This is a genomic window from Streptomyces sp. NPDC016562 (assembly GCF_043076955.1).
GTDB lineage: Bacteria > Actinomycetota > Actinomycetes > Streptomycetales > Streptomycetaceae > Streptomyces.
On the sequence record NZ_JBIBRZ010000003.1, the window covers coordinates 393,407 to 418,736 of the forward strand.

Consider the following 25,330-nt stretch of genomic DNA (forward strand, 5'->3'; position numbering starts at 1 on the left):
CAGAGCGGTACAAGTCCACACAGCACGGGGGTGCAACAACCATGTTCGGTCGCCGACGGGGGATGGAGACGGCCGGAAGTCCCGGTCAGCGGTCATCCGCGACACTGACGCTTCCGCCGACGGCGCGTCTGCTCAGCTGCCGCGTACTCGACACGGTCCACCAGCCGATACGCCAGGCCACCTTCGAGGTGACCGACCCGATCGGCCGCCGGATCGTCCGGGGCGAGACCGATCCGTACGGCGGATTCACGGCCGCCGTCCCGGAGGGGGAGTACCGGCTGTCCGTCACGGCCGAGGGGTACGCGCCGTTCCACGGGGCGACGCTCGTGGGGGACCCGGCGCAGCCCGGGACCGCGGAGATCGTCCTCGACGCGGTGGAACCGCCGCTGCTGCCGCAGCCCGGTCACTGGGAGCTCGACCCGGCGCACTCGTCCATCGGCTTCACGGCCCGGCACATCGGCCTGGCCCGGATCCGCGGCCGGTTCAACACGTTCGCCGGCGCGGTACGGATAGCCGAGCGCATGGAGGACTCCACCATGCACGTGATCATCGATGCGGCGAGCATCGACACCGGGGCGCGGCTGCGCGACGAGCACCTGAGGTCGGGGGACTTCCTGGACGCGGCCCGGCACCCCACGGTGGAGTTCTACAGCGAACGGTTCATCCACCGCGTCGGCAGCCGCTGGGCCGTGGCGGGCGCCCTCACCCTGCACGGGGTCAGCAGCGCCGTCACCCTGGACACCGAGTACCTGGGCCTGGGCACGGGCATGGAGGGCGAGGTGCGGGCCGCCTGCCGGGCCACCACCGAGCTGGACCGCGGGGACTTCACCCTGAACTGGCAGTCGCTGCTGGCCCACGGGATCGCGGCGATCGGCTCCAGTGTGGAAGTGACCCTGGACGTGCAGATCGTGCACAAGGCCTGACGGACCGCGGGACGCCCCGGCTCCTACGAGGTCTCCAGCCAGCCTTCGTACTCGGCGGCGAGGTCGTCCAGCGAGGAGGGCTCCAGGCGTTCCTGCGGATCCTCGACGACCACCAGCCACTGGGCGTCCTCGGCGTCGTCCTCGCCGGCCAGCGCGTCGCGGACCAACTGCGGTTCCTCGGGCAGGCCGAAGCGGTCGACGACCTCCTGGGCCACCTCCTCGGCGGCGTCGCGGTCGGGCAGGACGAGTACATGTCGCACGTTCACCCGACCATTCTCAAGGATCGGCTGAGGGCGGTGGCGCGGGGGACTGTCGGTGCGGCGTGGGATGCTGGAGGCGATGGCCACCAGGAAGAATTCCACCGACGATCCGCTTGCCCCGCTCACCCTCGCGGTGGGGCAGGAGGAGCTGCTGCTCGACCGCGCCGTACGGGACGTGGTGGCGGCCGCCCGCGCCGCCGACGCCGACACGGACCTCCGCGACCTCGCCCCCGAGCAGCTCCAGCCCGGCACGCTGGCCGAGCTGACGAGCCCCTCCCTCTTCTCCGAGCGCAAGGTCCTGGTTGTGCGCAACGCGCAGGACCTGTCCGCGGACTCGGTCAAGGAGGTCAAGGCCTACCTCGACGCGCCCTACGAGGAGATCGTCCTGGTCCTCCTCCACGCGGGCGGCGTCAAGGGCAAGGGCCTGCTGGACGCGGCGCGCAAGGCGGGCGCGCGGGAGATCGCCTGTCCGAAGATGACGAAGCCGGCGGACCGGCTGTCCTTCGTTCGGGGCGAGTTCCGCGCGCTGGGCCGGTCGGCGACCCCGGAGGCGTGCCAGAGCCTCGTCGACGCGATCGGCAGCGACCTGCGGGAGCTGGCGAGCGCGGCGGCGCAGCTGTGCGCGGACGTCGAGGGCACCATCGACGAGGCGGTCGTCGGCCGCTACTACACGGGCCGGGCCGAGGCCTCCAGCTTCACGGTCGCCGACCGGGCGGTCGAGGGGCGTGCGGCGGAGGCCCTGGAAGCCCTGCGCTGGTCCCTGTCCACCGGAGTCGCGCCGGTCCTGATCACCAGCGCCCTGGCCCAGGCGGTCCGCGCGATCGGCAAGCTGGCCTCCGCCCCGCGCGGAGCCCGCCCCGGCGACCTCGCCCGGGACCTCGGCATGCCGCCGTGGAAGATCGACCGGGTCCGCCAGCAGATGCGGGGCTGGTCGGCCGACGGGGTCTCGGAGGCGCTGCGCGCCGTGGCCGCCGCCGACGCGGGGGTCAAGGGCGGTGGCGACGACCCCGAATACGCCCTGGAGAAGGCCGTCGTGGCGGTGGCCCGAGCCGCCCGCCCCCGCCGGTCCTAGGAACGGCCCCGGACGTCCCGGGTAACGCGAAGGCCCCGGCCGGCACCCTGGGGAAGGGTGGCGGCCGGGGCCTTCGGTCACTGCTTCGGTTGCGCCGCACCCGCGTGGCGAACGCTTCGTGTGCGGCGCGGGGTGCCGGTCAGGAGCGGGAGAGAGGGCCCGCTGGATCCGTTCCGGCGATCACATCAGAGCTCAGCCCTGGAGGGAGGCAACCTTGGAGGCCAGCGCCGACTTCTTGTTGGCGGCGGCGTTCTTGTGGATGACACCCTTCGAGACAGCCTTGTCGAGCGCACGCGCGGCGTCACGGGAAGCCACGGTGGCCTTCTCGACGTCACCGGCGAGGACGGCCTCGCGGGCCTTGCGGATCGCGGTCTTGAGCGAAGACTTGACGGCCTTGTTGCGCAGGCGCGCCTTCTCGTTCGTCTTGTTCCGCTTGATCTGGGACTTGATGTTCGCCACGAAAGAGCCTTTTCAGGTTCAGAGTTTGATCTTCGGATTGTGCCTCGACAGCTGAGAGGGCATACGAGACACAGCTGCCCAGGGTACCAGCCACGCTTCTGGTGGCCCAAACCGAGCGCACTACCCCGTCCATGGGACCATGGGAGTACTCAGACTCCGTTCCGAGTTCCGACTGCGACCGAGAATCAGGACACTGCGTGCCCGCGATCCCCAGCCACGTGCCCGAGCCGAGCCGTACCGACCCGGCGCTGATCCGCAATTTCTGCATCATCGCGCACATCGACCACGGCAAGTCGACCCTTGCCGACCGGATGCTCCAGCTCACCGGTGTCGTCGACCAGCGGCAGATGCGCGCTCAGTACCTCGACCGCATGGACATCGAGCGTGAGCGCGGCATCACGATCAAGTCCCAGGCGGTCCGGCTGCCCTGGGCGCCGACCACGGGCGAGGGCCAGGGCAAGACCCACGTCCTCAACATGATCGACACCCCCGGGCACGTCGACTTCACCTACGAGGTCTCCCGCTCCCTCGCCGCGTGCGAGGGCACGGTCCTCCTCGTGGACGCCGCCCAGGGCATCGAGGCGCAGACCCTCGCCAACCTGTACCTGGCGATGGAGAAGGACCTCGCGATCGTCCCGGTCCTGAACAAGATCGACCTGCCGGCCGCCCAGCCGGAGAAGTTCGCCGAGGAGCTGGCGAACCTGGTCGGCTGCCAGCCCGAGGACGTCCTGCGCGTCTCGGCCAAGACCGGTCTCGGCGTGGACGCCCTGCTCGACAAGATCGTCGCCACGGTCCCGGCCCCGGTCGGTCCCAAGGACGCCCCGGCCCGCGCCATGATCTTCGACTCGGTCTACGACTCGTACCGCGGTGTCGTGACCTACGTCCGTGTCGTCGACGGCCAGCTCAACAAGCGCGAGCGCATCCGGATGATGTCGACCGGCGCCACGCACGAGCTGCTGGAGATCGGCGTCTCCTCCCCGGAGATGACCCCGGCCGACGGCATCGGCGTCGGCGAGGTGGGCTACATCATCACCGGCGTGAAGGACGTCCGTCAGTCCAAGGTCGGTGACACGATCACCAGCCTGAGCAACGGCGCGACCGAGGCCCTCGGCGGCTACAAGGACCCGAAGCCGATGGTCTTCTCGGGCCTGTACCCGCTCGACGGCTCGGACTACCCCGACCTGCGCGAGGCCCTCGACAAGCTCCAGCTCAACGACGCCGCGCTCGTCTACGAGCCGGAGACCTCGGCCGCCCTGGGCTTCGGCTTCCGCGTCGGCTTCCTCGGCCTGCTGCACCTGGACGTGGTCCGCGAGCGCCTTGAGCGCGAGTTCGGCCTCGACCTGATCGCCACCGCCCCCAACGTGATCTACCGCGTGGTCATGGAGGACGGCAAGGAAGTCAGCGTCACCAACCCGAGCGAGTTCCCCGAGGGCAAGATCTCGGACGTGTTCGAGCCGGTCGTACGGGCCACGGTGCTCGCCCCGACCGAGTTCATCGGCGCCATCATGGAGCTCTGCCAGCAGCGCCGCGGCACCCTGCTCGGCATGGACTACCTCTCCGAGGACCGGGTCGAGATCCGCTACACCCTCCCGCTCGCGGAGATCGTCTTCGACTTCTTCGACCAGCTGAAGTCCAAGACGCGCGGTTACGCCTCCCTCGACTACGAGCCCACCGGCGAGCAGTCCTCCAGCCTCGTCAAGGTCGACATCCTGCTGCACGGCGACAAGGTCGACGCCTTCTCCGCCGTCACGCACAAGGACGCCGCCTACGCCTACGGTGTGCGCCTCGTCGCCAAGCTGCGCGAGCTCATCCCGCGGCAGGCCTTCGAGGTGCCGATCCAGGCCGCGATCGGCTCCCGCGTCATCGCCCGCGAGACCATCCGCGCCATCCGCAAGGACGTCCTCGCCAAGTGCTACGGCGGTGACATCTCCCGCAAGCGCAAGCTCCTGGAGAAGCAGAAGGAAGGCAAGAAGCGCATGAAGATGGTCGGCTCCGTGGAGGTCCCGCAGGAGGCCTTCATCGCCGTCCTCTCCAGCGACGAGTCCAGCGGCAAGAAGAAGTAGCCGCCCCCCGGCCGTCCGGTACGGAAGAGGCCCCCGCGCTCCGGCGCGGGGGCCTGTTTCGTTATGAACCGGCCGCTTGCGGGCCCTTACGCACGCGCCGAGCGCGCTCTAGTCTGATCACTGCTCGACGGTTACTCGCCAGTCACTAGCCGGCACGTCTCAAACCCGCCAGTCCCAAGCGCCCCGCAAGCGCCCTACGCCCGCGCACAGCCGCACGGGCCGGTCCGGAGGATGTCGTGAGCGACACACAGACCTATCTCGAGAACCGCCCGCCCAGCGTGGCGGCGCTCTTCCTTGAGCGCGTCGCCGCGACGCCCGACGACGAGGCCTACCGGTACCCGGTGCCCGCGGCGGGCGGCCAGGGCGCCACAGACGACTGGAAGTCGCTCAGCTGGGGTCAGGCGGCCGAGCGCGTCTTCGCCATCGCCGCCGGGCTGATCGCCCTCGGCCTGGAGTCGGAGCAACGCGTCGCGCTGTCCTCCAACACCCGGGTCGACTGGATCCTCTCCGACCTCGGCGTGATGTGCGCCGGCGGCGCGGTCACCACCATCTACCCCAGCACGAACGCCGACGAGTCGGCCTTCATCCTCGCGGACTCCGAGAGCCGGGTGCTCATCGCCGAGGACGCGAAGCAGCTGGCGAAGGCGCGCGAGCGCCGCGCCGACCTGCCGCACCTCGCCCACGTCGTCGTCCTGGACGCCGCCGACGCCGTCGCCGCCCCGGGCGACCCCGAGGGCTGGGTGCTCTCGCTCGCCGAGCTGGAGGCGAGCGGCAAGGAGTACCTCGCCAAGCACCCCGAGGCGGTCAAGGAGCGGATCACGGCGATCACCTCCGACCAGCTCGCCACCCTCATCTACACCTCCGGCACGACCGGCCGCCCCAAGGGCGTCCGGCTGCTGCACGACAACTGGTCGTACCTGGCCAAGGCCATGGTCGCCACCGGCCTGATCCACAAGGACGACGTCCAGTACCTGTGGCTGCCGCTGGCCCACGTCTTCGGCAAGGTGCTGACCTCCGGGCAGATCGAGGCCGGCCACGTGACCGCCGTCGACGGCCGCATCGACAAGATCATCGAGAACCTGCCGGTCGTGCAGCCGACGTACATGGCGGCCGTCCCGCGCATCTTCGAGAAGGTGTACAACGGCGTGGCCGCCAAGGCGCGCGCCGCCGGCGGCGCCAAATACAAGATCTTCCAGTGGTCGGTCGGCGTCGCCCGCGAGTACGCCAAGGTCACGCAGGACAACTACCGCCGCACCGGCCGCGCGAGCGCCCCCTTCGGCCTCACGACCAAGCACAAGATCGCGGACGCGCTCGTCTACTCCAAGCTCCGCGAGGCCTTCGGCGGCAAGCTGCGCGCGGCCGTCTCCGGCGCCGCCCCGCTGGCGCCGGACATCGGCTTCTTCTTCTCCGGCGCGGGCATCCACATCCTGGAGGGCTACGGCCTGACGGAGTCCAGCGCGGCCTCCTTCGTCAACCCGGGCGAGGCCTACCGCACCGGCACCGTCGGCAAGCCGCTCCCCGGCACCGAGGTCCGCATCGCCGACGACGGCGAGATCCTGCTGCGCGGCCCCGGCATCATGCAGGGCTACCACCAGCAGCCCGAGAAGACCGCCGAGGTCCTGGAGTCCGACGGCTGGCTGCACACGGGGGACATCGGCGAGCTCTCGGCCGACGGCTACCTGCGCATCACCGACCGCAAGAAGGACCTGATCAAGACCTCGGGCGGCAAGTACGTCGCGCCGGCGGAGATCGAGGGCCAGTTCAAGGCGATCTGCCCGTATGTGTCGACCATCGTCGTGCACGGCGCCGACCGGAACTTCTGCTCGGCCCTGATCGCGCTCGACCAGCCGTCGATCATGGTCTGGGCGGCCGAGAACGGGCTGGAGGGCAAGACGTACGGGCAGGTGCTGGCCGCGCCGGAGACGGTGCGGCTCATCGAGACGTACGTGCAGACGCTCAACGAGGGCCTGCAGAGGTGGCAGACGATCAAGAAGTTCCGGCTGCTGCCGCGCGATCTCGACGTCGAGCACGGGGACCTCACGCCGAGTCTGAAGCTGAAGCGGCCGGTGGTCGAGCGTGAGTTCAAGCACCTGATCGAGGAGATGTACGAGGGGTCGCGCGAGGCGTGACGCCGGCCGCGGGCTTGGCGGGGTGGGGTGTGGGGGCGCGGCCCTCGGACCCTGCCCTGCCGGGGCGTGGCTGGCTGCGGTGCGGGCCGTGTGCCGGGGCTCCGCCCCGGACCCCGCGCCTCAAACGCCGGCGGGGCTGGAGGGGCGCCGGCGAGGCTGGAGGGGCGCCAGCGGGGCTGAGGGGTGGGATCGGTGCGGGACAATGGGGGTATGCCTTCCGCACTGCCCGACGGTGAACCCATGCCCGAAGACGGCTCGCTGCCGTCGCACGCCCTGGTGGGTGCCGGGGAGCGGCCGCTCGGGTTCTACCTGCACGTCCCGTACTGCGCCACGCGCTGCGGGTACTGCGACTTCAACACCTACACGGCCACCGAGCTGCGGGGCACCGGCGGTGTGCTCGCCTCCCGGGAGAACTACGCCGACACCCTGATCGACGAGGTCCGCCTCGCCCGCAAGGTGCTCGGCGACGACCCGAGGGCCGTCCGTACCGTCTTCGTGGGCGGCGGCACGCCGACGCTGCTGCCCGCCGTGGACCTCGTACGGATGCTCGCGGCGATCCGGGACGAGTTCGGCCTGGCGGAGGACGCCGAGATCACCACCGAGGCCAATCCGGAGTCCGTCAATCCGGCCTACCTGGCCGAGCTGCGCGCCGGTGGCTTCAACCGGATCTCCTTCGGCATGCAGAGCGCCAAGCAGCACGTCCTGAAGGTGCTCGACCGCACGCACACGCCGGGACGGCCGCAGGAGTGCGTCGCCGAGGCGCGCGCGGCCGGCTTCGAGCACGTGAACCTGGACCTGATCTACGGGACCCCGGGCGAGTCCGACGAGGACTGGCGGGAGTCCCTCGCGGCGGCGCTGGGCGCCGGGCCCGACCACATCAGCGCCTACGCGCTGATCGTGGAGGAGGGCACGCAGCTCGCGCGGCGGATCCGCCGCGGCGAGGTCCCGATGACGGACGACGACGTGCACGCCGACCGGTACCTGATCGCGGACTCGGTGATGGCCGAGGCCGGCTACTCCTGGTACGAGGTCTCGAACTGGGCCACCTCCCAGGCCGGGCGCTGCCTGCACAACGAGCTGTACTGGCGCGGCGCCGACTGGTGGGGCGCCGGACCGGGAGCGCACTCGCACGTGGGCGGGGTGCGCTGGTGGAACGTGAAGCACCCCGGCGCGTACGCCGCCGCCCTGGCCGAGGGCCGCTCCCCGGGCGCCGGACGCGAGCTGCTCTCGCAGGAGGACCGGCGGGTCGAGCGGATCCTGCTGGAGCTGCGCCTGGTGGACGGCGTCCCGTTGTCGCTGCTCGCGCCCACCGGGCTCGCGGCGTCCCGCCGCGCCCTGGCGGACGGACTGCTGGAGCCCGGCCCGTACGAGGCCGGGCAGGCGGTGCTGACCCTGCGCGGGCGGCTGCTGGCCGACGCGGTGGTCCGGGACCTGGTCGACTGACCAGGTCCCGGGGCGGGGCTCAGCCCGGGTAGTTCTCGCGCCAGGGGCGGTAGTACGGGTTGTCCTGGCACTCGTTCATGATCTCGACCTTGCGCACCTTGTCGACCGGGCACACCGCGACGATGAAGGAACGGTCGATGCCACCGGGGAAGGCGACCTCCACCTGGGAGGCCCACTTGTGGGTGTCGCCGATGGTCCGGTTGACGTCCACCCCGCCGGGGGCGTCGATGTAGTAGTTCCAGCCGCTCTTCCACCACGTCTTGTACAGGTCGTGGTCGTAGGTCGTGGAGACGTACGGGGAGGGCTGGTTGACCAGGACGTACTGCTCGATGTCGTACTGCCCGGTGAGCGTGTCCTTCGGGTGGAAGCCCTCCTCGAAGACGGTCGACGGCGGACGGCTGTCGGCGCGGTAGAGCTGGCTGCAGTCGGTGCGCCAGGCGGGGGCCGGGGTGATGCGGTCCAGGTCGGCCCGCTGGTCGGCGGCGGCGAAGAGGTGGTCCTCGACGACCGGGCAGGAGTTCGCCGGAGCGGCGGCCGCGGCGGAGGCCGCGGGGGCCGCCTGGGCGGAGGCGGACGGGAGCAGGGCGGCGGCGAGCGCGGCGGCGACGGCGAAGCGCCGCCACGAGGCAGTGGTGATCATGATCAGCACCCTTGCCCCGCGTGGTCCGCCGTACACGGACTGTCACCCGAAGGTGAGCGTGTGCCGGAGCGGCCTTGACGCCCTGCCCGGCCGACAGGGCTTTATGGGGCCGTCACGAAGTCGATGAGTTCCTCGACGCGGCCCAGCAGGGTCGGCTCCAGATCGCGGTACGAGGTCACCCGGGACAGGATGTGCTGCCAGGCGGCCCCGGTGTTCTGCGGCCAGCCCAGGGCCCGGCAGACGCCCGTCTTCCAGTCCTGGCCGCGCGGGACCACCGGCCAGGCCGCGATGCCCAGCGCGGACGGCTTCACGGCCTGCCAGACGTCCACGTACGGGTGGCCCACGACCAGCACGTCCGGCGAGGTCACCGACGCCGCGATGCGGGACTCCTTCGAGCCCGGCACCAGGTGGTCGACCAGGACCCCCAGGCGGGCGTCGGGGGCCGGGGCGAACTCCGCCACGACCGCCGGGAGGTCGTCGACGCCCTCCAGGTACTCCACGACGACGCCCTCGATGCGCAGGTCGTCACCCCAGACCCGCTCCACGAGCTCCGCGTCGTGCCGGCCCTCGACGTAGATCCGGCCCGCCCGGGCCACCCGGGCCCGCGCGCCCGGCACGGCGATCGACCCGGACGCCGTACGGGCGGGCGCGGACGGGCCCCGGGAGGGGCGGACCAGCGTGACGACGGCGCCCTCCAGCAGGAAGCCCCGCGGCTCCATCGGGAACACCCGCCGCTTGCCGAAGCGGTCCTCCAGGGTCACCGTGCCCGCCTCGCAGGCCACCACCGCGCCGCAGAAGTCCGTACCCGCCACCTCGACCACCAGGTCGGGCTCGGCCGGCACCTGCGGCACGGCCGCGGGTCGCTTCCACTGCGGGGTCAGGTCGGGGGAGTACTCGCGCATCCGGCCGACACTAGGAGAGCCGCGGGCGTCATGCCCCCGACACGCCGAAACGATCCGCCAGTGTGGCGCGTTGCGCACGCACGAAGTCCGCCCCGACCACCGCACCGTGACCCGGTACGTACAGCGCGTCGTCCCCGCCCAGCGACAGCAGCCGGTCCAGGGCGGCGGGCCACTGGCCGGGCACCGCGTCCGGGCCCGCCAAGGGCTCGCCCGACTCCTCCACCAGGTCCCCGCAGAACACCACCTCGCGCTCGCCCGGCACGAAGACGGCCAGGTCGTGACCGGTGTGCCCGGGCCCCACATTGGCCAGCAGCACCTGCACCCCGCCCAGCTCCAGCGTCCACTCACCCGACACCGGATGCCCGGGCGCCACCAGCAGGTCCACCGCCTCGGCGGCCTCCGCCGGCGCCAGCCCGTGGCGCACCGCGTCCGCCCGCAGCCCGTCGCGGTCCGCCGACAGCAGCGCGGCCAGTCCGACCGCCCCGAACACCTCGGCCCCGGAGAAGGCCGCCGCGCCCAGGACGTGATCGAAATGGCCGTGCGTGAATGCGATATGGGTCACGCGCCGACCCGTCAGACGCTCGGCCTCGGCCCGCACCTGCGCGCCCTCCCGGACGCACGAACCGGGATCGACGAGGAGCACCGAATCGTCCCCCACCACCAGTCCCACCGTGCAGTCCCACACCGGGAGCCGTCGCCGGCCGGCCCGTCCGGTCAGCCGTTCCCAGCCCGCCTCTTCCCAATGCACGTCCATACGGCGACGCTACCTGGCGGGCCTCCCTTGCCAGGGGCTCACCGCCCGGCCGTACACTGAGCGGGGGATGTCTGGCACTCGAACGCCCAGAGTGCCAACGACCACGGCAGTAACGACCACGGCCGTACACGGCAACGGACCACAGCTGGAGGTGTGCGCATGCTCAGCGAACGCAGACTCGAAGTGCTGCGCGCCATCGTCCAGGACTACGTCGGGACGGAGGAGCCGGTCGGCTCCAAGGCGCTCACCGAGCGGCACCGGCTCGGAGTCTCGCCCGCCACCGTGCGCAACGACATGGCCGTGCTGGAGGAGGAGGGCTACATCGCCCAGCCCCACACCAGCGCCGGCCGGATCCCCACCGACAAGGGCTACCGCCTCTTCGTCGACCGGCTGGCGGGGGTCAAGCCGCTGTCGACGCCCGAGCGGCGGGCCATCCAGAACTTCCTCGACGGCGCGGTCGACCTCGACGACGTCGTCGGGCGCACGGTGCGGCTGCTCGCGCAGCTCACCCGGCAGGTCGCCGTCGTCCAGTACCCGAGCCTGACCCGGTCGACCGTGCGGCACGTGGAGCTGCTCTCGCTGGCTCCCGCGCGCCTGATGCTCGTACTGATCACGGACACCGGCCGCGTCGAGCAGCGGCTGATCGACTGTCCGAGCCCCTTCAGCGAGACCTCGCTGGCCGACCTGCGCGCCCGGCTCAACAGCCGCGTCGTCGGCCGGCGTTTCACCGATGTGCCGCCCCTCGTCCAGGACCTTCCGGAATCCTTCGAGGCCGAGGACCGCGGCACCGTTTCCACGGTGCTGTCGACCCTCCTCGAAACCCTGGTCGAGGAAGCGGAGGAGCGGCTGATGATCGGCGGTACCGCCAATCTCACCCGCTTCGGACACGATTTTCCCCTGACGATCAGGCCGGTGCTCGAAGCGCTGGAGGAGCAGGTCGTGCTCCTCAAGCTGCTGGGCGAGGCCAACGAGTCGGGAATGGCCGTACGGATCGGGCATGAGAATGCCTACGAGGGACTGAACTCCACGTCCGTCGTCTCGGTCGGTTACGGTTCGGGCGGCGAAACAGTCGCCAAACTCGGCGTGGTCGGACCGACCCGCATGGACTACCCCGGAACGATGGGAGCGGTACGCGCAGTGGCACGTTACGTCGGACAGATCCTGGCGGAGTCGTAAGTGGCCACGGACTACTACGCCGTTCTCGGCGTGCGCCGCGACGCATCGCAGGACGAGATCAAGAAGGCCTTCCGGCGCCTCGCGCGTGAACTCCACCCGGACGTGAATCCGGACCCGAAGACGCAGGAGCGCTTCAAGGAGATCAACGCGGCCTACGAGGTGCTCTCGGACGCCCAGAAGAAGCAGGTCTACGACCTCGGCGGCGACCCGCTGTCCGCCTCCGGCGGTGGCGGCGGCGCGGGCGGTTTCGGGGCGGGTGGCTTCGGCAACTTCTCCGACATCATGGACGCCTTCTTCGGCCAGTCCTCGCAGCGCGGCCCGCGCTCGCGGACCCGGCGCGGCCAGGACGCCATGATCCGCCTCGACCTGGAACTGGACGAGGCGGCCTTCGGGACCACCAAGGACATCCAGGTCGACACGGCCATCGTCTGCACCACCTGCTCCGGCGAGGGCGCGGCGCCCGGTACCTCGGCGCAGACCTGCGACATGTGCCGCGGCCGCGGTGAGGTCTCGCAGGTCACCCGGTCCTTCCTGGGCCAGGTCATGACCTCGCGCCCCTGCCCGCAGTGCCAGGGCTTCGGCACCGTCGTCCCGACCCCGTGCCCCGAGTGCGCGGGCGACGGCCGGGTCCGCTCCCGCCGCAGCCTCACGGTCAAGATCCCGGCCGGTGTCGAGAACGGCACCCGCATCCAGCTCGCGGGCGAGGGCGAGGTCGGCCCCGGCGGCGGCCCCGCCGGCGACCTGTACGTGGAGATCCACGAGCTGCCGCACCCGACGTTCCAGCGGCGCGGGGACGACCTGCACTGCACGGTGACCATCCCCATGACGGCGGCCGCACTGGGCACCAAGTGCCCGCTGGAGACGCTGGACGGGCTGGAGGAGATCGACATCCGGCCCGGCACCCAGTCCGGCCAGGCGATCCCGCTGCACGGGCGCGGCGTGACCCACCTGCGCGGGGGCGGACGCGGCGACCTGATCGTCCACGTCGAGGTCACCACCCCGAGCAAGCTGGACGCCCAGCAGGAGGACCTGCTGCGCCAGCTGGCGAAGCTGCGCGGCGAGGAGCGGCCCACCGGGCAGTTCGCGCCGGGTCAGCAGGGGCTGTTCAGCCGCCTGAAGGACGCGTTCAACGGCCGCTGACCGGCCCGCGAGCACCGCCACGAGCCCGGCCCGGGGATTCCCCGGGCCGGGCTCGTCGCATCGGGCCGGAGCCGGCCGGACGAGGGCCGGAGGTGGACCGGAGGGGAGTCCTCCGCCAGCTGGGGAAGCGGACTATGCCAGGCGAATGCCGTGATTCGGTCCGCTGAGCGGGACATGGCACGATGCAGTCCATGTCCATGTCCACGGCACCGAACGGTCTCTCCCCCCACCCGATCGTGCAGGCACCCATGGCGGGCGGCGGCTCCGGCCCGCAGCTGGCCGCGGCCGTGTGCGAGGCGGGCGGACTGGGCTTCCTGGCCGGCGGCTACAAGACCGCCGACGGGATGTACCAGGAGATCAAGCAGCTGCGGGCGCTGACCCGGCGCCGCTTCGGCGTCAACCTCTTCATGCCGCAGACCGGTTACGTGGACCCGGCCGCCGTCGAGGCGTACCGCGGGCAGCTGGCGGGGGAGGCGAGCTGGTACGGGATCTCCCTCGCCGACGAGGAGATCATCGGCACCAGCGACGACGGCTACGACGCCAAGCTCGCCATCCTCCTCGAAGACCCGGTCCCGGTCGTCTCCTTCACCTTCGGCTGTCCCTCCTCCGCGACCCTCGCCGCCCTGCGCAAGGCCGGTACGTACACGGTCGTCACGGTGACCTCCGACGACGAGGCCCGTACCGTCCAGCAGGCCGGCGCCGACGCCGTCTGCGTCCAGGGCGTCGAGGCCGGCGGTCACCAGGGCACCCACCGCGACGACCCGCAGGCCGACGGCACGGCCGCCGTGGGCCTCCTCGCGCTGGTGGCGCAGGTACGGGAGGCCGTGGCCCTCCCGATCATCGCCGCGGGCGGCCTGATGCGGGGCGCGCAGATCGCGGCGCTGCTGGCGGCGGGCGCGGAGGCGGCGCAGCTGGGGACGGCCTTCCTGGCCTGCCCGGAGTCGGGCGCCGCCCCGGAGCACAAGAAGGCGCTGACGGATCCGCTGTTCGTCCGCACCGAGCTGACCCGGGCCTTCTCCGGCCGACCGGGGCGGGGGCTGGTGAACCGCTTCATGCGCGAGCACGGGCCGTACGCCCCGGCCGCCTACCCGCAGGTCCACCACCTGACCTCGGGGCTGCGCAAGGCGGCCGCCGCGGCCAGGGACGCGCAGGGCATGGCCCTGTGGGCGGGCCAGGGCCACCGGCTGGCGCGGGCGCTGCCGGCCGGGGAGCTGGTGGAGGTGCTGGCGGCCGAACTGGCCGAGGCGCAGAGCACGTTGAAGAGCAGGCAGATGAGGAGTGCGTCATGACGGCCCCGGTGTTCGTGGTCGAGGAGGTCCCGGCGGGACCGGAGTTCGTCCTGGACGGTCCGGAGGGCCGGCACGCGGTGTCCGTGAAACGGCTGAACCCGGGCGAGGCGGTGGTCCTCACGGACGGTCGCGGCGGCTGGGCCGAGGCCGTCGTGAAGGCCGCGGAGGGCAAGGACCGGCTGGTCGTGGCCGTCTCCTCGGCCGGACGGGAACCGGAGCCGCAGGTCCGCATCACGGTGGTCCAGGCCCTGCCCAAGGGGGACCGCGGCGAGCTGGCCGTCGAGACGATGACCGAGACGGGCGTGGACGCGATCGTGCCCTGGCAGGCCTCGCGCTGCATCACGCAGTGGCGCGGCGACCGGGGGGCCAAGTCCCTGGCGAAGTGGCGGGCCACGGCCCGGGAGGCGGGCAAGCAGTCCCGCCGGGTGCGTTTCCCGGAGGTGGCCGAGGCCATGTCCACCAAGCAGGTGGCGGCGCTGCTGGCGGGCGCCGACCTGGCGATGGTGCTCCACGAGGACCGCGACACCCCCTCCGGGGCCCTGGCCACGGCCGAGCTCCCGCAGAGCGGCTCCGTGGTGCTCGTGGTCGGTCCGGAGGGCGGGGTCTCCCCGGAGGAACTGGCCGTCTTCGCCGAGGCGGGCGCCCGCCCGTACCGCCTGGGCCGCTCCGTCCTGCGCACCTCCACGGCGGGGACGGCCGCCACGGCTGTCCTCCTGGCCCGCACGGGCCGCTGGTCCTGACCCGTTGGTCCTGACCCGCCGGTCCTGACCCGCTGCTGGGAATGGGACGCCCGCGCCAGCGCCCGCTGGATACGATGCCCGAACCGATCAACGTCACGGAAGGCGAAGCAATGGCCGGGGAACCGCAGGCCGACTGCCTGTTCTGCAAGATCGTCGAGGGGCAGGTCCCCGCGGACGTGGTCCGGGAGAGCGAGACCACGCTCGCCTTCCGGGACATCAACCCGCAGGCGCCCACGCACGTGCTCGTCATCCCCAAGGCGCACTACCCCGACGCGGCCTCCCTGGCCGCCGCCGAGCCGGGCGTCGTCGCCGACATACTGACCGAGGCCGGGCGGATCGCCGCCGACGAGAAGATCGACGACCACGGCTACCGGGTCATCTTCAACACCGGCGCCGGCGCCGGCCAGACCGTCTTCCACGCGCACCTGCACGTCCTCGGGGGCCGCGGCCTCCAGTGGCCCCCCGGCTAGACGGACGTGTCCGTACGCGAGTTCGTGGTCCTGGGCACCGCGAGTCAGGTGCCCACCCGCCACCGCAACCACAACGGCTACCTCCTGCGCTGGGACGGCGAGGGCATCCTCTTCGACCCGGGCGAGGGCACCCAGCGCCAGATGCTGCGCGCCGGGGTGGCCGCGCACGACATCAACCGGATCTGCATCACCCACTTCCACGGTGACCACAGCCTCGGCCTCGCCGGGGTGATCCAGCGGATCAACCTCGACCAGGTCCCGCACCCCGTCACCGCGCACTACCCGGCCTCCGGGCAGAAGTTCTTCGACCGGCTGCGGTACGCCACGGCCTACCGGGAGACCGTGCCGCTGCGCGAGGAACCGGTGACCCGGGACGGGGAGCTGGCGCACGGGCCCTCGTACGTCCTGGAGGCGCGGCTGCTCTCGCACCCGGTGGAGTCCTTCGGCTACCGGATCACCGAGCCCGACGGGCGGCGCATGGTGCCGGAGCTGCTCGCCCGGCACGGGATCAAGGGGCCCGACGTGGGCCGGATCCAGCGCGAGGGCCGGCTCGGTGAGGTCACCCTCGACGAGGTGAGCGAGCCGAGGCCCGGCCAGCGGTTCGCGTTCGTCATGGACACCCGGCTGTGCCCCGGCGTGGACGCACTCGCCGAGGGGTGCGACATGCTGGTGATCGAGTCGACCTTCCTCGACGAGGACGAGCGGCTCGCCACCGACCACGGCCACCTCACCGCGGGCCAGGCGGGGCGCGTCGCGCGGGACGCGGGGGTGCGCCACCTCGTGCTGACGCACTTCTCGCAGCGTTACACCGACCCGGCGGAGTTCGAGCGCCAGGCCCGCGCGGCGGGCTACGAGGGCGAGCTCACGGTGGCCGCGGACCTGGTGCGCGTACCGCTGCCGAAGCGGGGCTGAGGCCGGGCCGAAGCCGGGCGACGGCGGCCGCCTGGGCGCCGCCCCCCGGCGGGCCCGGTCCCCGGCACGCCGACGGCTGGACCGGTGGGTGATCTGGGCCACACTGGGTTTGGTCCTGTCGCGCGTGGGCAGGGCTGGCAGCTTTCCGCCGGAAACCCATCGGGGAGTAGACGTGACCAGTAAGGACGACGACAGCCGCTCACCCGCGGTGGACCCGCTCGGTCCGCTGCGCGATCCCCAGGAACCGGGCTGCGACGTCTTCCTGACCGGCACGGTCTTCCTCGACATCATCTTCACGGGCCTGGACTCCGCGCCGGTACGCGGTACGGAGTCCTGGGCGCGCGGCATGGGCTCCAGCCCCGGCGGCGTCGCCAACATGGCCACCGCCCTGGCCCGCCTGGGCCTGCGCACCTCGCTGGCCGCGGCCTTCGGGGACGACCACTACGGCGAGTACTGCTGGGACGCCCTCGAACAGGGCGAGGGCATCGACCTGTCCATGTCGCGGACCATCCCCGGCTGGCACAGCCCCGTCACGGTCTCGATGGCCTACGAGGGCGAGCGCACGATGGTCTCGCACGGCCACGAGGCCCCGCCCCCGGCGGGCCCCGGCCCCTTCCCCCAGTGCCCGCCCCGAGCCCGCGCCGCCGTGGCCTCGCTGGGGCCCGGCCGCGGCGAGGAGTGGATCGGCGAGGCCGCCCGGCGGGGCTCGCGCGTCTTCGCCGACGTGGGCTGGGACGAGAGCGGGCGGTGGGACCTGGGGGCCCTGGCCGACCTGGAGCACTGCGAGGCCTTCCTGCCGAACGCGGGCGAGGCCATGCGCTACACGCGGACCGACTGCCCGCGGGCGGCGGCCCGGGCGCTGGCGCGCAAGGTCCCCATCGCGGTGGTGACCATGGGCGCCGAAGGCTCGTACGCGGTGGACGGGCGGACGGGGGAGACGGCCGAGGTCCCGGGGATCATCGTGGACGAGCTGGACCCGACGGGCGCGGGGGACGTGTACGTGGCGGGCTTCCTCACCGGCACCCTGGCGGGCTGGCCGCTCGCGGACCGGCTGGCCTTCGCCGGGCTGACGGCGGCCCTGTCGGTCCAGGAGTTCGGCGGCTCCCTGTCTGCCCCCGGCTGGCCCGAGGTGGCCCACTGGTGGCGGGCCGCCCCCGAGGCGCTGCACGGCCGCTACGGCTTCCTGGACGACCTGATCCCGCCGGGCTCGACCCCGGCCGCGCGCCGCCGGGCGGTGCCGACCATCGGCTTCCGGCACTCTGCGTGACCCCTGGTTCCACGGAGGCGAAAACCTCTCGGGGATGCGGCCGCGGAGACGTAGGCTTGGTACTCCGGAGGTCGTCGAACGGCGCGGCCCCTCAGCGGGAGGTATGTGCAGGCCACAGTGCCGGCCCATGACTCAGACACCGACAGCCCAGATTCTCCCCCAGCGCCCCGAGGGCGAGGGGGGACCCCCAGCGCCGGGGCAGGCGCGAGCCCACTTCACCGTGCCCGCCACGCACCCGATGGTGACCGTGCTCGGTTCGGGTGACGCGCTGTTGCGCGTGATCGAGAAGGCCTTTCCGAAGGCCGACATCCATGTTCGGGGCAATCAGGTCAGCGCGATCGGTGCGGCGTCGGAAGTCGCCCTGATCCAGCGCCTGTTCGACGAGATGATGCTGGTGCTCCGCACCGGGCAGCCGATGACGGAGGACGCAGTGGAACGCTCGATCGCCATGCTCAAGGCGAGTGAGAACGGCAACGGCCCGGACGAGACGCCCGCCGAGGTGCTCACCCAGAACATCCTCTCCAGCCGTGGCCGCACCATCCGGCCCAAGACCCTCAACCAGAAGCGGTACGTCGACGCGATCGACAAGAACACGATCGTCTTCGGCATCGGTCCCGCCGGTACGGGCAAGACCTACCTCGCCATGGCCAAGGCGGTCCAGGCGCTGCAGTCCAAGCAGGTCAGCCGCATCATCCTGACCCGTCCCGCGGTGGAGGCGGGGGAGCGGCTCGGCTTCCTGCCGGGCACCCTCTTCGACAAGATCGACCCGTACCTGCGCCCGCTCTACGACGCGCTGCACGACATGATCGACCCGGACTCGATCCCCCGCCTGATGGCCGCGGGCACGATCGAGGTGGCCCCGCTGGCCTACATGCGGGGCCGCACCCTGAACGACGCCTTCGTCGTCCTCGACGAGGCGCAGAACACCACCGCCGAGCAGATGAAGATGTTCCTGACCCGGCTCGGCTTCGACTCGAAGATCGTCGTGACCGGTGACGTCACGCAGATCGACCTGCCGGGTGGCGCCAAGAGCGGTCTGCGCCAGGTCCAGGAGATCCTCGACGGGGTGGTCGACATCCACTTCTCGCGGCTCACGTCCGAGGATGTCGTCCGCCACAAGCTGGTCGGCCGTATCGTCGACGCGTACGAGAAGTACGACGACAGCCAGCCGGCCCCGAACGGCCATCAGCGGAAGTAGAGCTCAGCGCACCATGTCGATCGACGTCAACAACGAGTCCGGAACCGAGGTCGACGAGCAGGCGATCCTCGACATCGCCCGCTACGCGCTCACCCGGATGCGGATCCACCCGCTCTCGGAGCTCTCCGTCATCGTCGTCGACGAGGCGGCGATGGAGCAGCTCCACATCCAGTGGATGGACCTGCCCGGCCCCACCGACGTCATGTCCTTCCCGATGGACGAGCTCCGTCCGCCGACGAAGGACGACGAGGAGCCCCCGCAGGGGCTCCTCGGCGACATCGTGCTCTGCCCCGAGGTCGCGAAGAAGCAGGGTGAGGACGCCCCCACGCAGCACTCCATGGACGAGGAGCTCCAGCTCCTGACCGTCCACGGGGTGCTGCACCTGCTCGGCTACGACCACGAGGAGCCGGACGAGAAGGCCGAGATGTTCGGTCTCCAGGCGGCCATCGTCGACGGCTGGCGCGCCGAGCGCGGCATCACCGGCCCGTCCCCGGCGCCGACCGTCTCGTGAACGCACCTCAACTGATCACCGGAGCGGTGCTGCTGGTGGTCGTGGCCTGGTTCGCGGCCTGCGCCGAGTCAGGGATCGCCCGCATCTCAAGCTTCCGCGCGGAGCAGGCCGTACGCGAGGGCCGGCGCGGCAGCGAGAAGCTCGCCCAGGTCGCCGGCGACCCGACCCGCTACCTCAACGTGGCGCTGCTCGTCCGCGTCACCTGCGAGATGGCGGCGGGGGTGCTCGTCACCTACGTGTGCCTCGACGAGTTCGGCGAGAACTGGACCGCGCTGCTCGTGGCGATCGGCGTCATGGTGCTCGTCTCCTTCGTGGCCGTGGGCGTCTCCCCGCGCACGATCGGCCGCCAGCACCCGCTGAACACCGCGACGGCGGCGGCGTACGTGCTGGTGCCGCTGGCCAGGGTCATGGGACCGATCCCCCAGCTGCTGATCCTCATCGGCAACGCGCTCACGCCCGGGAAGGGCTTCCGCAAGGGTCCCTTCGCCTCCGAGGCCGAGCTGCGCGCGATGGTGGACCTCGCGGAGAAGGAGTCGCTGATCGAGGACGACGAGCGGCGGATGGTCCACCAGGTCTTCGAGCTCGGGGACACCCTGGTGCGCGAGGTGATGGTGCCGCGCACCGATCTGGTGTGCATCGAGCGGTACAAGACGGTCCGTCAGGCGACCACGCTCGCGCTGCGGTCCGGCTTCTCGCGCATCCCCGTGACCGGGGAGAACGAGGACGACATCGTCGGGATCGTGTACCTGAAGGACCTGGTCCGCAAGACCCACATCAGCCGCGAGTCCGAGTCCGACCTGGTCTCGACGGCGATACGGCCGGCCGTCTTCGTGCCGGACACCAAGAACGCCGGCGACCTGCTGCGCGAGATGCAGCAGGTGCGCAACCACGTGGCCGTCGTCATCGACGAGTACGGCGGCACGGCCGGCATCGTCACCATCGAGGACATCCTGGAGGAGATCGTCGGCGAGATCACCGACGAGTACGACCGCGAGCTCCCGCCGGTCGAGGACCTGGGCGATGACCGCTACCGGGTGACCGCGCGGCTGGACATCACCGACCTCGGCGAGCTGTTCAAGGTCGAGGCCTTCGACGACGAGGACGTGGAGACGGTCGGAGGGCTGCTGGCCAAGGCACTGGGCCGGGTGCCGATCGCCGGTGCCTCGGCGGTGCTGGAACTGCCCGACGGGCGTCCGCTGCGGCTGACGGCGGAGTCCCCGGCGGGGCGCCGCAACAAGATCGTGACGGTGCTGGTGGAGCCGGTGGCCGCCACCCCGGTCGAGGGCGAGGAGGGCGAATGACGCCGGAACAGCTGCGGGAGTTCTGCCTGAGCTTCAACGCGGCGGTGGAGGAGTTCCCCTTCACGCCGGAGACCTCGGTGTTCAAGGTCCTGGGGAAGGTGTTCGCGCTCAGCGCGCTGGACGCCGCGCCCCTGAAGATCAACCTCAAGTGCGAGCCGGAGCTCGCGGTGCGGCTGCGCGCCGAGCACGAGGCGATCGTGCCCGGCTGGCACATGAACAAGCGGCACTGGAACACGGTGACCGTGGACGGCCTGCCCGACGCCATGGTCCGCGAGCTGGTGGAGGACTCCTACGACCTGGTGGTGGCGGGTCTGCCGCGAGCGGAGCGGTTGCGCCTCGACCGGCCGTGACCTGACCATATGCTTTCGCCCATGAGCGAGAGCACGGGGATCGACCCCGAGGACAGCAAGATCATCACGTTGGCGCGCAGCGCCCGGGCGCGCAACGGCGTGCCCGAGGGGGCCGCGGTGCGGGACGAGACGGGCCGTACGTACGTCGCCGGGACGGTGGACCTCGACTCCCTGAAGCTGAGCGCGCTGCAGACCGCGGTGGCGATGGCGGTGGCGAGCGGCGCCCGGTCCCTGGAGGCCGCCGCCGTCGTCACCGCGGCCGACGCCCCCGCGGACGCGGACCGCGCGGCCGTGAGCGACCTCGGCGGACCGGACACCCCGGTCCTGCTGGCGGCGCCGGACGGCACCCTGAAGTCCACGACGCCCGCGGGGTCCTGACCCGCAGTCGGTGCCATGGTCATGGGCAGTGGCCCGGGCCGTTCCTCACCCGGCCGCCGCCGGGAGGGCCGGCCCGGCGCCGCCGCGCCGGATCACCATCGCCATCGTCGCGGCCATCGCGCACAGCGCGCCCGAGGCGTACCAGACGACGTCGTAGGAGCCGGTGAGGTCCCGGACCACGCCGCCCAGGAAGGCCACCACCGCCGCGCCGACCTGGTGCGAGGCCAGGACCCAGCCGAAGACGATCGCGCCGTCGTCCCCGTAGTGCTCGCGGCACAGCGCGATCGTCGGGGGGACCGTCGCGACCCAGTCCAGGCCGTAGAAGACGATGAAGAAGAGCAGCGGCGGCCGTACCGACGGCGCCAGCAGCATCGGCAGCAGGAACAGCGACACCCCGCGCAGGGCGTAGTAGACGGCCAGCAGCCGCCGGGCCTCGAAGCGGTCCGTGAACCAGCCCGAGGCCACCGTGCCGACCACGTCGAACACGCCGATCACCGCCAGCAGCCCGGCCGCCGCCGTCACCGGCATGCCGTGGTCATGGGCGGCGGGGACGAAGTGGGTCCTGACCAGCCCGTTGGTGGAGGCCCCGCAGATCGCGAAGGTGCCCGCCAGGAGCCAGAACGGGCCGGTACCGGCCGCCCGGAACAGCACCGTCAGCGCCCGGCGGGCCGCGCCCGGGACGGGCGCCGGCTTGGCCGTGTACGTGCCCCCGTAGGGCGCGAGCCCCACGTCCGCCGGGTGGTCGCGCAGCAGCAGCCAGACGAAGGGGACCACGGCCAGCGCCGCCAGGGAGACCGTCACCGCCGCCGGGCGCCAGCCGTGGCGCTCCACCAGCCAGGCCAGCAGCGGCAGGAACACCAGCTGGCCCGACGCCCCCGCCGCCGTCAGGATCCCCGTGACCAGGCCGCGCCGGGCGGTGAACCAGCGTCCGGTCACCGTCGCCGCGAACGCCAGGGCCATCGAGCCGCTGCCCAGGCCCACCAGTACGCCCCAGTACAGCACCAGCTGCCAGGAGGCGGTCATCCACACCGTGGCCACCGATCCGCCCGCGATGACGAGCAGGGCCAGCGCCACGACCCGGCGGATGCCGAAACGGTCCATCAGGGCCGCCGCGAAGGGCGCGGTGAGCCCGTACAGCGCGAGGTTCACCGAGACGGCGAGGGCGATGGTGCCGCGCGACCAGTCGAACTCCGCGTGCAGCGGCTCGATGAGCAGCCCGGGCAGGGAGGCGAAGCCGGCGGCGCCGACGATCGTCACGAAGGCGACGGCCGCGACGAACCAGGCGCGGTGCACGCGCCCGGGGCGGCGCGGGGCCTGCAGGGCGCCGGGCAGGGTGCCGGGTGGGGTGCCGTGCGGGGCGGGGGTGGCGGCAGAGGCGGAGGCTGTCTGGGTCACGCGGACAGCCTCCGGTCCACGGCGCGCCGTACGACAGTGGCCTGACTGTCACGCTTCGATACGATCGGGCCATGGAGTCCGAGCCGCACCCCCACCGCGTCGTCGTCCTCGCCCTCGCCGGACTGCTCCCCTTCGAGCTCGGCATCCCGCACCGCATCTTCGGCCGCGCCAAGGACCCGGCCGGGCGGCCGCTCTACGAGATCCTGACCTGCGCGCTCGCCCCCGGCTCGGTGCGCACCGACGCCGACTTCGCCATCCAGGTGGAGCACGGTCCGCAGCTGCTGGCCACCGCCGACACGGTGGTGGTCCCGGCCTCCTACGAACTGGGCCCGGTCCACGAACACGGCAGGCTGACCGACGAGCTCGCCGCGGCCCTCGCGCACATCCGGCCCGGCACCCGCCTCGTCTCCATCTGCACCGGCGGTTACGTGCTGGCCGCCGCCGGGTACCTCGACGGCCGCCCCGCCACCACCCACTGGGCCAGCGCCGAGCACTTCCAGCGGCTGTTCCCGGCGGTACGGGTCGACCCCGGGGTGCTCTACACCGACGACGGTGACGTGCTGACCTCCGCCGGGGTCGCCGCCGGCATCGACCTGTGCCTGCACGTGGTGCGCCGCGACCACGGGGCGGCCGTCGCCAACGAGGTGGCCCGGCGGACCGTCGTACCGCCGCACCGCGACGGCGGGCAGGCGCAGTTCATCCAGCGCCCGGTGCCCGAGCCGCAGCTCGCCACCACCACGGCGGCCCGCGCGTGGGTGCTGGACCGGCTGCACGAGCCGCTCCGGCTCAGCGACATGGCCCGTCAGGAGGCCATGTCCGTACGGACCTTCACGCGCCGCTTCCGGGAGGAGTCGGGCGTCAGCCCCGGCCAGTGGATCCTGGGCCAGCGGGTGGAGCGGGCCCGCAGGCTGCTGGAGCAGACGGACCTCTCGATCGAGCGCGTGGCGCAGGAGAGCGGCTTCGGGACGGCGCAGTCGCTGCGCAAACACGTGCAGGCGGCCCTGGGGGTGAGCCCCACGGCCTACCGGCGCACCTTCAAAGCCGCGGCCACCCCGCCGTCTCCTGATGGGCCATCAGTCGGTGGCGGATCCGTGCATTGACTTCTCCCGCCGCCCGCTCGTCAATGGCCCCCTGTCGGCGGGACGCGGACCCAGGGGGCGGGCGGTGCGAACAGGGGCGCGCAGCACAAGACGGTGGGCGGCCGTCGCCCTGGCCGTGCTCGCGGCCGCGGGCGGCAGCGCGCTGGGCGCACCGGCGGCCGCGGAAGGGGAACCGCCGCCGCCGGGCCTGATCGACTTCCCGACGCAGTGCCTGCCGCCCCGGGAAGCCGGACTTCCGCCCGCCGACGGGCCGACCACCGCCCGGATCAGCGTCGACGACCCCGCTCCGCGGGTCGGGGACACCGTCACCGTGACCTACGAGGTCCTGCGCAGCCCCGCCGTCAACCCGGCCGGCGGCCCCCTGCCCGCCGACACGCTCACCCCGACCGGGCGGATCCTCCTCGCCGGCGCCCAGAGCGGCGAGGTCACCGTGGTCGGGGCCCGGCGCAACGACCCCGTGGAACCCGGCGCGCCCCTGCCCGCCGTCGTCATGACCGGCACGTTCACCGTCACCGCGCCCGGCGAGATCACCCTCGCCCCGGGCGCCTACACCCTGCACACCGGCCACCTGCTGGACCTCGACACCCCCTGCATCCCGGCCGCCCCGTCCGGCGTCCCCGTAGGCGAACGCCTGACCGCCGCCGAGCTACCCACGGCCAACCTGCGCAGCGTCTTCCTCGCCGCGGCCCACGGAAAGCCGGGCGCCGAGGTCGAGGTGACGACCGCCGGATTCCCGCCGGGCGCCGCCGTGACGGTGGCCGGGCGGGCGGGGGCCGCGGAGACCACCGACCGGGTGACCGCCGTCGCCGACGCTCACGGCACGGCCGTGGTCGGGCTGCCGGTCACGGACCGGGCCACCACCGCGGTCGTGGCCTACGAGGGCGCGGCCTGGTCCGCGCGGCGCGGCTCCGGCCCGGCCGCGTACACGGTCGTCGTCGCCGCCGGGCCGCCGCCGGGCACCGTGACGGTCACCGCGACCGTGGAACCGGGCGCCCTGGGCATGACCCAGACGGGCCAGGGCATCACCCTGGGCGCGGTCCCGTACGGCGCGGGCGGCGCCGCCTCCGGCCGGATCGGGACCGTCACCGTCACCGACGGCCGCGGCGGTCCGGCCGGCTGGTCGCTGACCGGCAGGCTCACCGACTTCCGCGGGCCCGGCGGGATCCGCGTCCCGGGAGCCTCCCTGTCCTGGACCCCGTCGTGCGTGGCGGCCGCGGGCAGCGCGAGCCGCTGTACGCCGGGCAGGGCGGGCGTGGTCGGCCCGGAGGGCGCGGTGCTGGCCTCCACGCCCGACGCGCCGCTGGTCGGCGGGACCTTCACGGTCGACGCCACGGTCACCCTCCAGCTCCCGCGGTACACCCCGCCCGGCGCGTACGCGGCGGTGCTGAGCCTGACGCTGTCGTGACGGGCAATCTCACCCCGGGTCGGCGGAACCACAGCTCAGAGCCGTGCGGTCGA

General features: G+C 72.4%; 25 protein-coding genes. 19 read left to right on the top strand and 6 right to left on the bottom strand.

Annotation, left to right across the window (positions count from 1 at the left end; genetic code table 11):
• The first annotated feature begins 41 nt into the window (after window positions 1-41).
• Window positions 42-923, top strand: coding sequence for a YceI family protein (locus tag ACF059_RS16875; protein WP_392057421.1), 882 nt, complete (start codon window positions 42-44; stop codon window positions 921-923).
• 23 nt (window positions 924-946) lie between these two features.
• Here ACF059_RS16875 and ACF059_RS16880 read toward each other — a convergent pair whose 3' ends face one another.
• Window positions 947-1,189, bottom strand: a complete 243-nt coding sequence (locus ACF059_RS16880; protein WP_392057424.1) for a hypothetical protein — start codon at window positions 1,187-1,189, stop codon at window positions 947-949.
• 73 nt (window positions 1,190-1,262) lie between these two features.
• On the opposite strand from ACF059_RS16880, the gene holA reads away from it, so the two are divergent.
• On the top strand, window positions 1,263-2,255 hold the full coding sequence (gene holA / locus ACF059_RS16885; RefSeq protein WP_392057427.1) for a DNA polymerase III subunit delta: 993 nt from the start codon (window positions 1,263-1,265) through the stop codon (window positions 2,253-2,255).
• 192 nt (window positions 2,256-2,447) lie between these two features.
• Here the strand turns inward: holA and rpsT are convergent, their stop codons facing one another.
• Complete coding sequence (rpsT, locus tag ACF059_RS16890; protein ID WP_361943772.1) at window positions 2,448-2,714, bottom strand: 30S ribosomal protein S20; 267 nt, start codon at window positions 2,712-2,714, stop codon at window positions 2,448-2,450.
• A 197-nt stretch (window positions 2,715-2,911) separates the two neighbouring features.
• On the opposite strand from rpsT, the gene lepA reads away from it, so the two are divergent.
• The 3 genes from lepA to hemW all read left to right on the top strand — a co-directional run bounded on the left by lepA (window position 2,912) and on the right by hemW (window position 8,349).
• On the top strand, window positions 2,912-4,777 hold the full coding sequence (gene lepA / locus ACF059_RS16895; protein ID WP_361943775.1) for a translation elongation factor 4: 1,866 nt from the start codon (window positions 2,912-2,914) through the stop codon (window positions 4,775-4,777).
• A 236-nt stretch (window positions 4,778-5,013) separates the two neighbouring features.
• The gene (locus tag ACF059_RS16900; RefSeq protein WP_392057432.1) at window positions 5,014-6,906 is read left to right on the top strand and encodes an AMP-dependent synthetase/ligase; all 1,893 of its coding nucleotides are present in this window, start codon (window positions 5,014-5,016) and stop codon (window positions 6,904-6,906) included.
• A 210-nt stretch (window positions 6,907-7,116) separates the two neighbouring features.
• On the top strand, window positions 7,117-8,349 hold the full coding sequence (hemW, locus tag ACF059_RS16905; RefSeq protein ID WP_392057435.1) for a radical SAM family heme chaperone HemW: 1,233 nt from the start codon (window positions 7,117-7,119) through the stop codon (window positions 8,347-8,349).
• A gap of 19 nt (window positions 8,350-8,368) precedes the next feature.
• Here hemW and ACF059_RS16910 read toward each other — a convergent pair whose 3' ends face one another.
• The 3 genes from ACF059_RS16910 to ACF059_RS16920 all read right to left on the bottom strand — a co-directional run bounded on the left by ACF059_RS16910 (window position 8,369) and on the right by ACF059_RS16920 (window position 10,645).
• Complete coding sequence (locus tag ACF059_RS16910) at window positions 8,369-8,989, bottom strand: ADP-ribosyltransferase (protein WP_392057438.1); 621 nt, start codon at window positions 8,987-8,989, stop codon at window positions 8,369-8,371.
• 101 nt (window positions 8,990-9,090) lie between these two features.
• The gene (locus ACF059_RS16915; RefSeq protein WP_361943787.1) at window positions 9,091-9,891 is read right to left on the bottom strand and encodes a DUF3097 domain-containing protein; all 801 of its coding nucleotides are present in this window, start codon (window positions 9,889-9,891) and stop codon (window positions 9,091-9,093) included.
• A 28-nt stretch (window positions 9,892-9,919) separates the two neighbouring features.
• Entirely contained in the window at window positions 9,920-10,645 is a 726-nt protein-coding gene (locus ACF059_RS16920; RefSeq protein ID WP_392057441.1) for an MBL fold metallo-hydrolase, read from the bottom strand.
• Between the two features lie 159 nt (window positions 10,646-10,804).
• Between ACF059_RS16920 and hrcA the strand changes: the two genes are divergently transcribed.
• From hrcA to ACF059_RS16980, 12 genes are all read left to right on the top strand, one after another.
• Window positions 10,805-11,821, top strand: a complete 1,017-nt coding sequence (hrcA, locus tag ACF059_RS16925; RefSeq protein ID WP_392057444.1) for a heat-inducible transcriptional repressor HrcA — start codon at window positions 10,805-10,807, stop codon at window positions 11,819-11,821.
• Window positions 11,822-12,961, top strand: a complete 1,140-nt coding sequence (dnaJ, locus tag ACF059_RS16930) for a molecular chaperone DnaJ (protein ID WP_360892983.1) — start codon at window positions 11,822-11,824, stop codon at window positions 12,959-12,961.
• A 197-nt stretch (window positions 12,962-13,158) separates the two neighbouring features.
• Window positions 13,159-14,250 (top strand): nitronate monooxygenase, encoded by a 1,092-nt coding sequence (locus ACF059_RS16935; RefSeq protein WP_392058131.1) that lies wholly within the window; start codon window positions 13,159-13,161, stop codon window positions 14,248-14,250.
• Window positions 14,247-14,990 carry a 16S rRNA (uracil(1498)-N(3))-methyltransferase gene (locus ACF059_RS16940; protein WP_392057447.1) on the top strand — a complete coding sequence of 248 codons (744 nt, stop codon included), beginning with the start codon at window positions 14,247-14,249 and terminating at the stop codon, window positions 14,988-14,990. Before ACF059_RS16935 ends, ACF059_RS16940 begins: the two co-directional genes overlap by 4 nt.
• Window positions 14,991-15,100: 110 nt before the next feature.
• Window positions 15,101-15,460, top strand: a complete 360-nt coding sequence (locus ACF059_RS16945; protein ID WP_392058134.1) for a histidine triad nucleotide-binding protein — start codon at window positions 15,101-15,103, stop codon at window positions 15,458-15,460.
• A 6-nt stretch (window positions 15,461-15,466) separates the two neighbouring features.
• Window positions 15,467-16,372, top strand: a complete 906-nt coding sequence (locus ACF059_RS16950; RefSeq protein WP_392057451.1) for a ribonuclease Z — start codon at window positions 15,467-15,469, stop codon at window positions 16,370-16,372.
• Window positions 16,373-16,544: 172 nt separating this feature from the next.
• Window positions 16,545-17,639, top strand: coding sequence for a PfkB family carbohydrate kinase (locus ACF059_RS16955; protein ID WP_392057454.1), 1,095 nt, complete (start codon window positions 16,545-16,547; stop codon window positions 17,637-17,639).
• 127 nt (window positions 17,640-17,766) lie between these two features.
• Entirely contained in the window at window positions 17,767-18,837 is a 1,071-nt protein-coding gene (locus ACF059_RS16960) for a PhoH family protein (RefSeq protein ID WP_392057457.1), read from the top strand.
• A 13-nt stretch (window positions 18,838-18,850) separates the two neighbouring features.
• Window positions 18,851-19,348 (top strand): rRNA maturation RNase YbeY, encoded by a 498-nt coding sequence (gene ybeY, locus ACF059_RS16965; RefSeq protein WP_360892996.1) that lies wholly within the window; start codon window positions 18,851-18,853, stop codon window positions 19,346-19,348.
• The gene (locus ACF059_RS16970) at window positions 19,345-20,649 is read left to right on the top strand and encodes a hemolysin family protein (RefSeq protein ID WP_392057460.1); all 1,305 of its coding nucleotides are present in this window, start codon (window positions 19,345-19,347) and stop codon (window positions 20,647-20,649) included. The genes ybeY and ACF059_RS16970 overlap by 4 nt, the downstream gene beginning before the upstream one ends.
• Complete coding sequence (locus tag ACF059_RS16975; protein WP_366867155.1) at window positions 20,646-20,999, top strand: MmcQ/YjbR family DNA-binding protein; 354 nt, start codon at window positions 20,646-20,648, stop codon at window positions 20,997-20,999. Before ACF059_RS16970 ends, ACF059_RS16975 begins: the two co-directional genes overlap by 4 nt.
• A 9-nt stretch (window positions 21,000-21,008) precedes the next feature.
• A complete protein-coding gene (locus tag ACF059_RS16980) occupies window positions 21,009-21,377 on the top strand; it encodes a cytidine deaminase (RefSeq protein ID WP_392057463.1) in 369 nt (122 codons plus the stop codon).
• A gap of 45 nt (window positions 21,378-21,422) precedes the next feature.
• Here ACF059_RS16980 and ACF059_RS16985 read toward each other — a convergent pair whose 3' ends face one another.
• Window positions 21,423-22,772 carry an MFS transporter gene (locus ACF059_RS16985; protein ID WP_392057466.1) on the bottom strand — a complete coding sequence of 450 codons (1,350 nt, stop codon included), beginning with the start codon at window positions 22,770-22,772 and terminating at the stop codon, window positions 21,423-21,425.
• 71 nt (window positions 22,773-22,843) lie between these two features.
• On the opposite strand from ACF059_RS16985, the gene ACF059_RS16990 reads away from it, so the two are divergent.
• Window positions 22,844-23,872: a GlxA family transcriptional regulator gene (locus ACF059_RS16990; protein ID WP_392057469.1), complete on the top strand. Its 1,029-nt coding sequence runs from the start codon at window positions 22,844-22,846 to the stop codon at window positions 23,870-23,872.
• Window positions 23,873-23,936: 64 nt separating this feature from the next.
• Window positions 23,937-25,277: a beta-xylosidase gene (locus tag ACF059_RS16995; protein ID WP_392057471.1), complete on the top strand. Its 1,341-nt coding sequence runs from the start codon at window positions 23,937-23,939 to the stop codon at window positions 25,275-25,277.
• Window positions 25,278-25,330 lie beyond the last annotated feature (53 nt).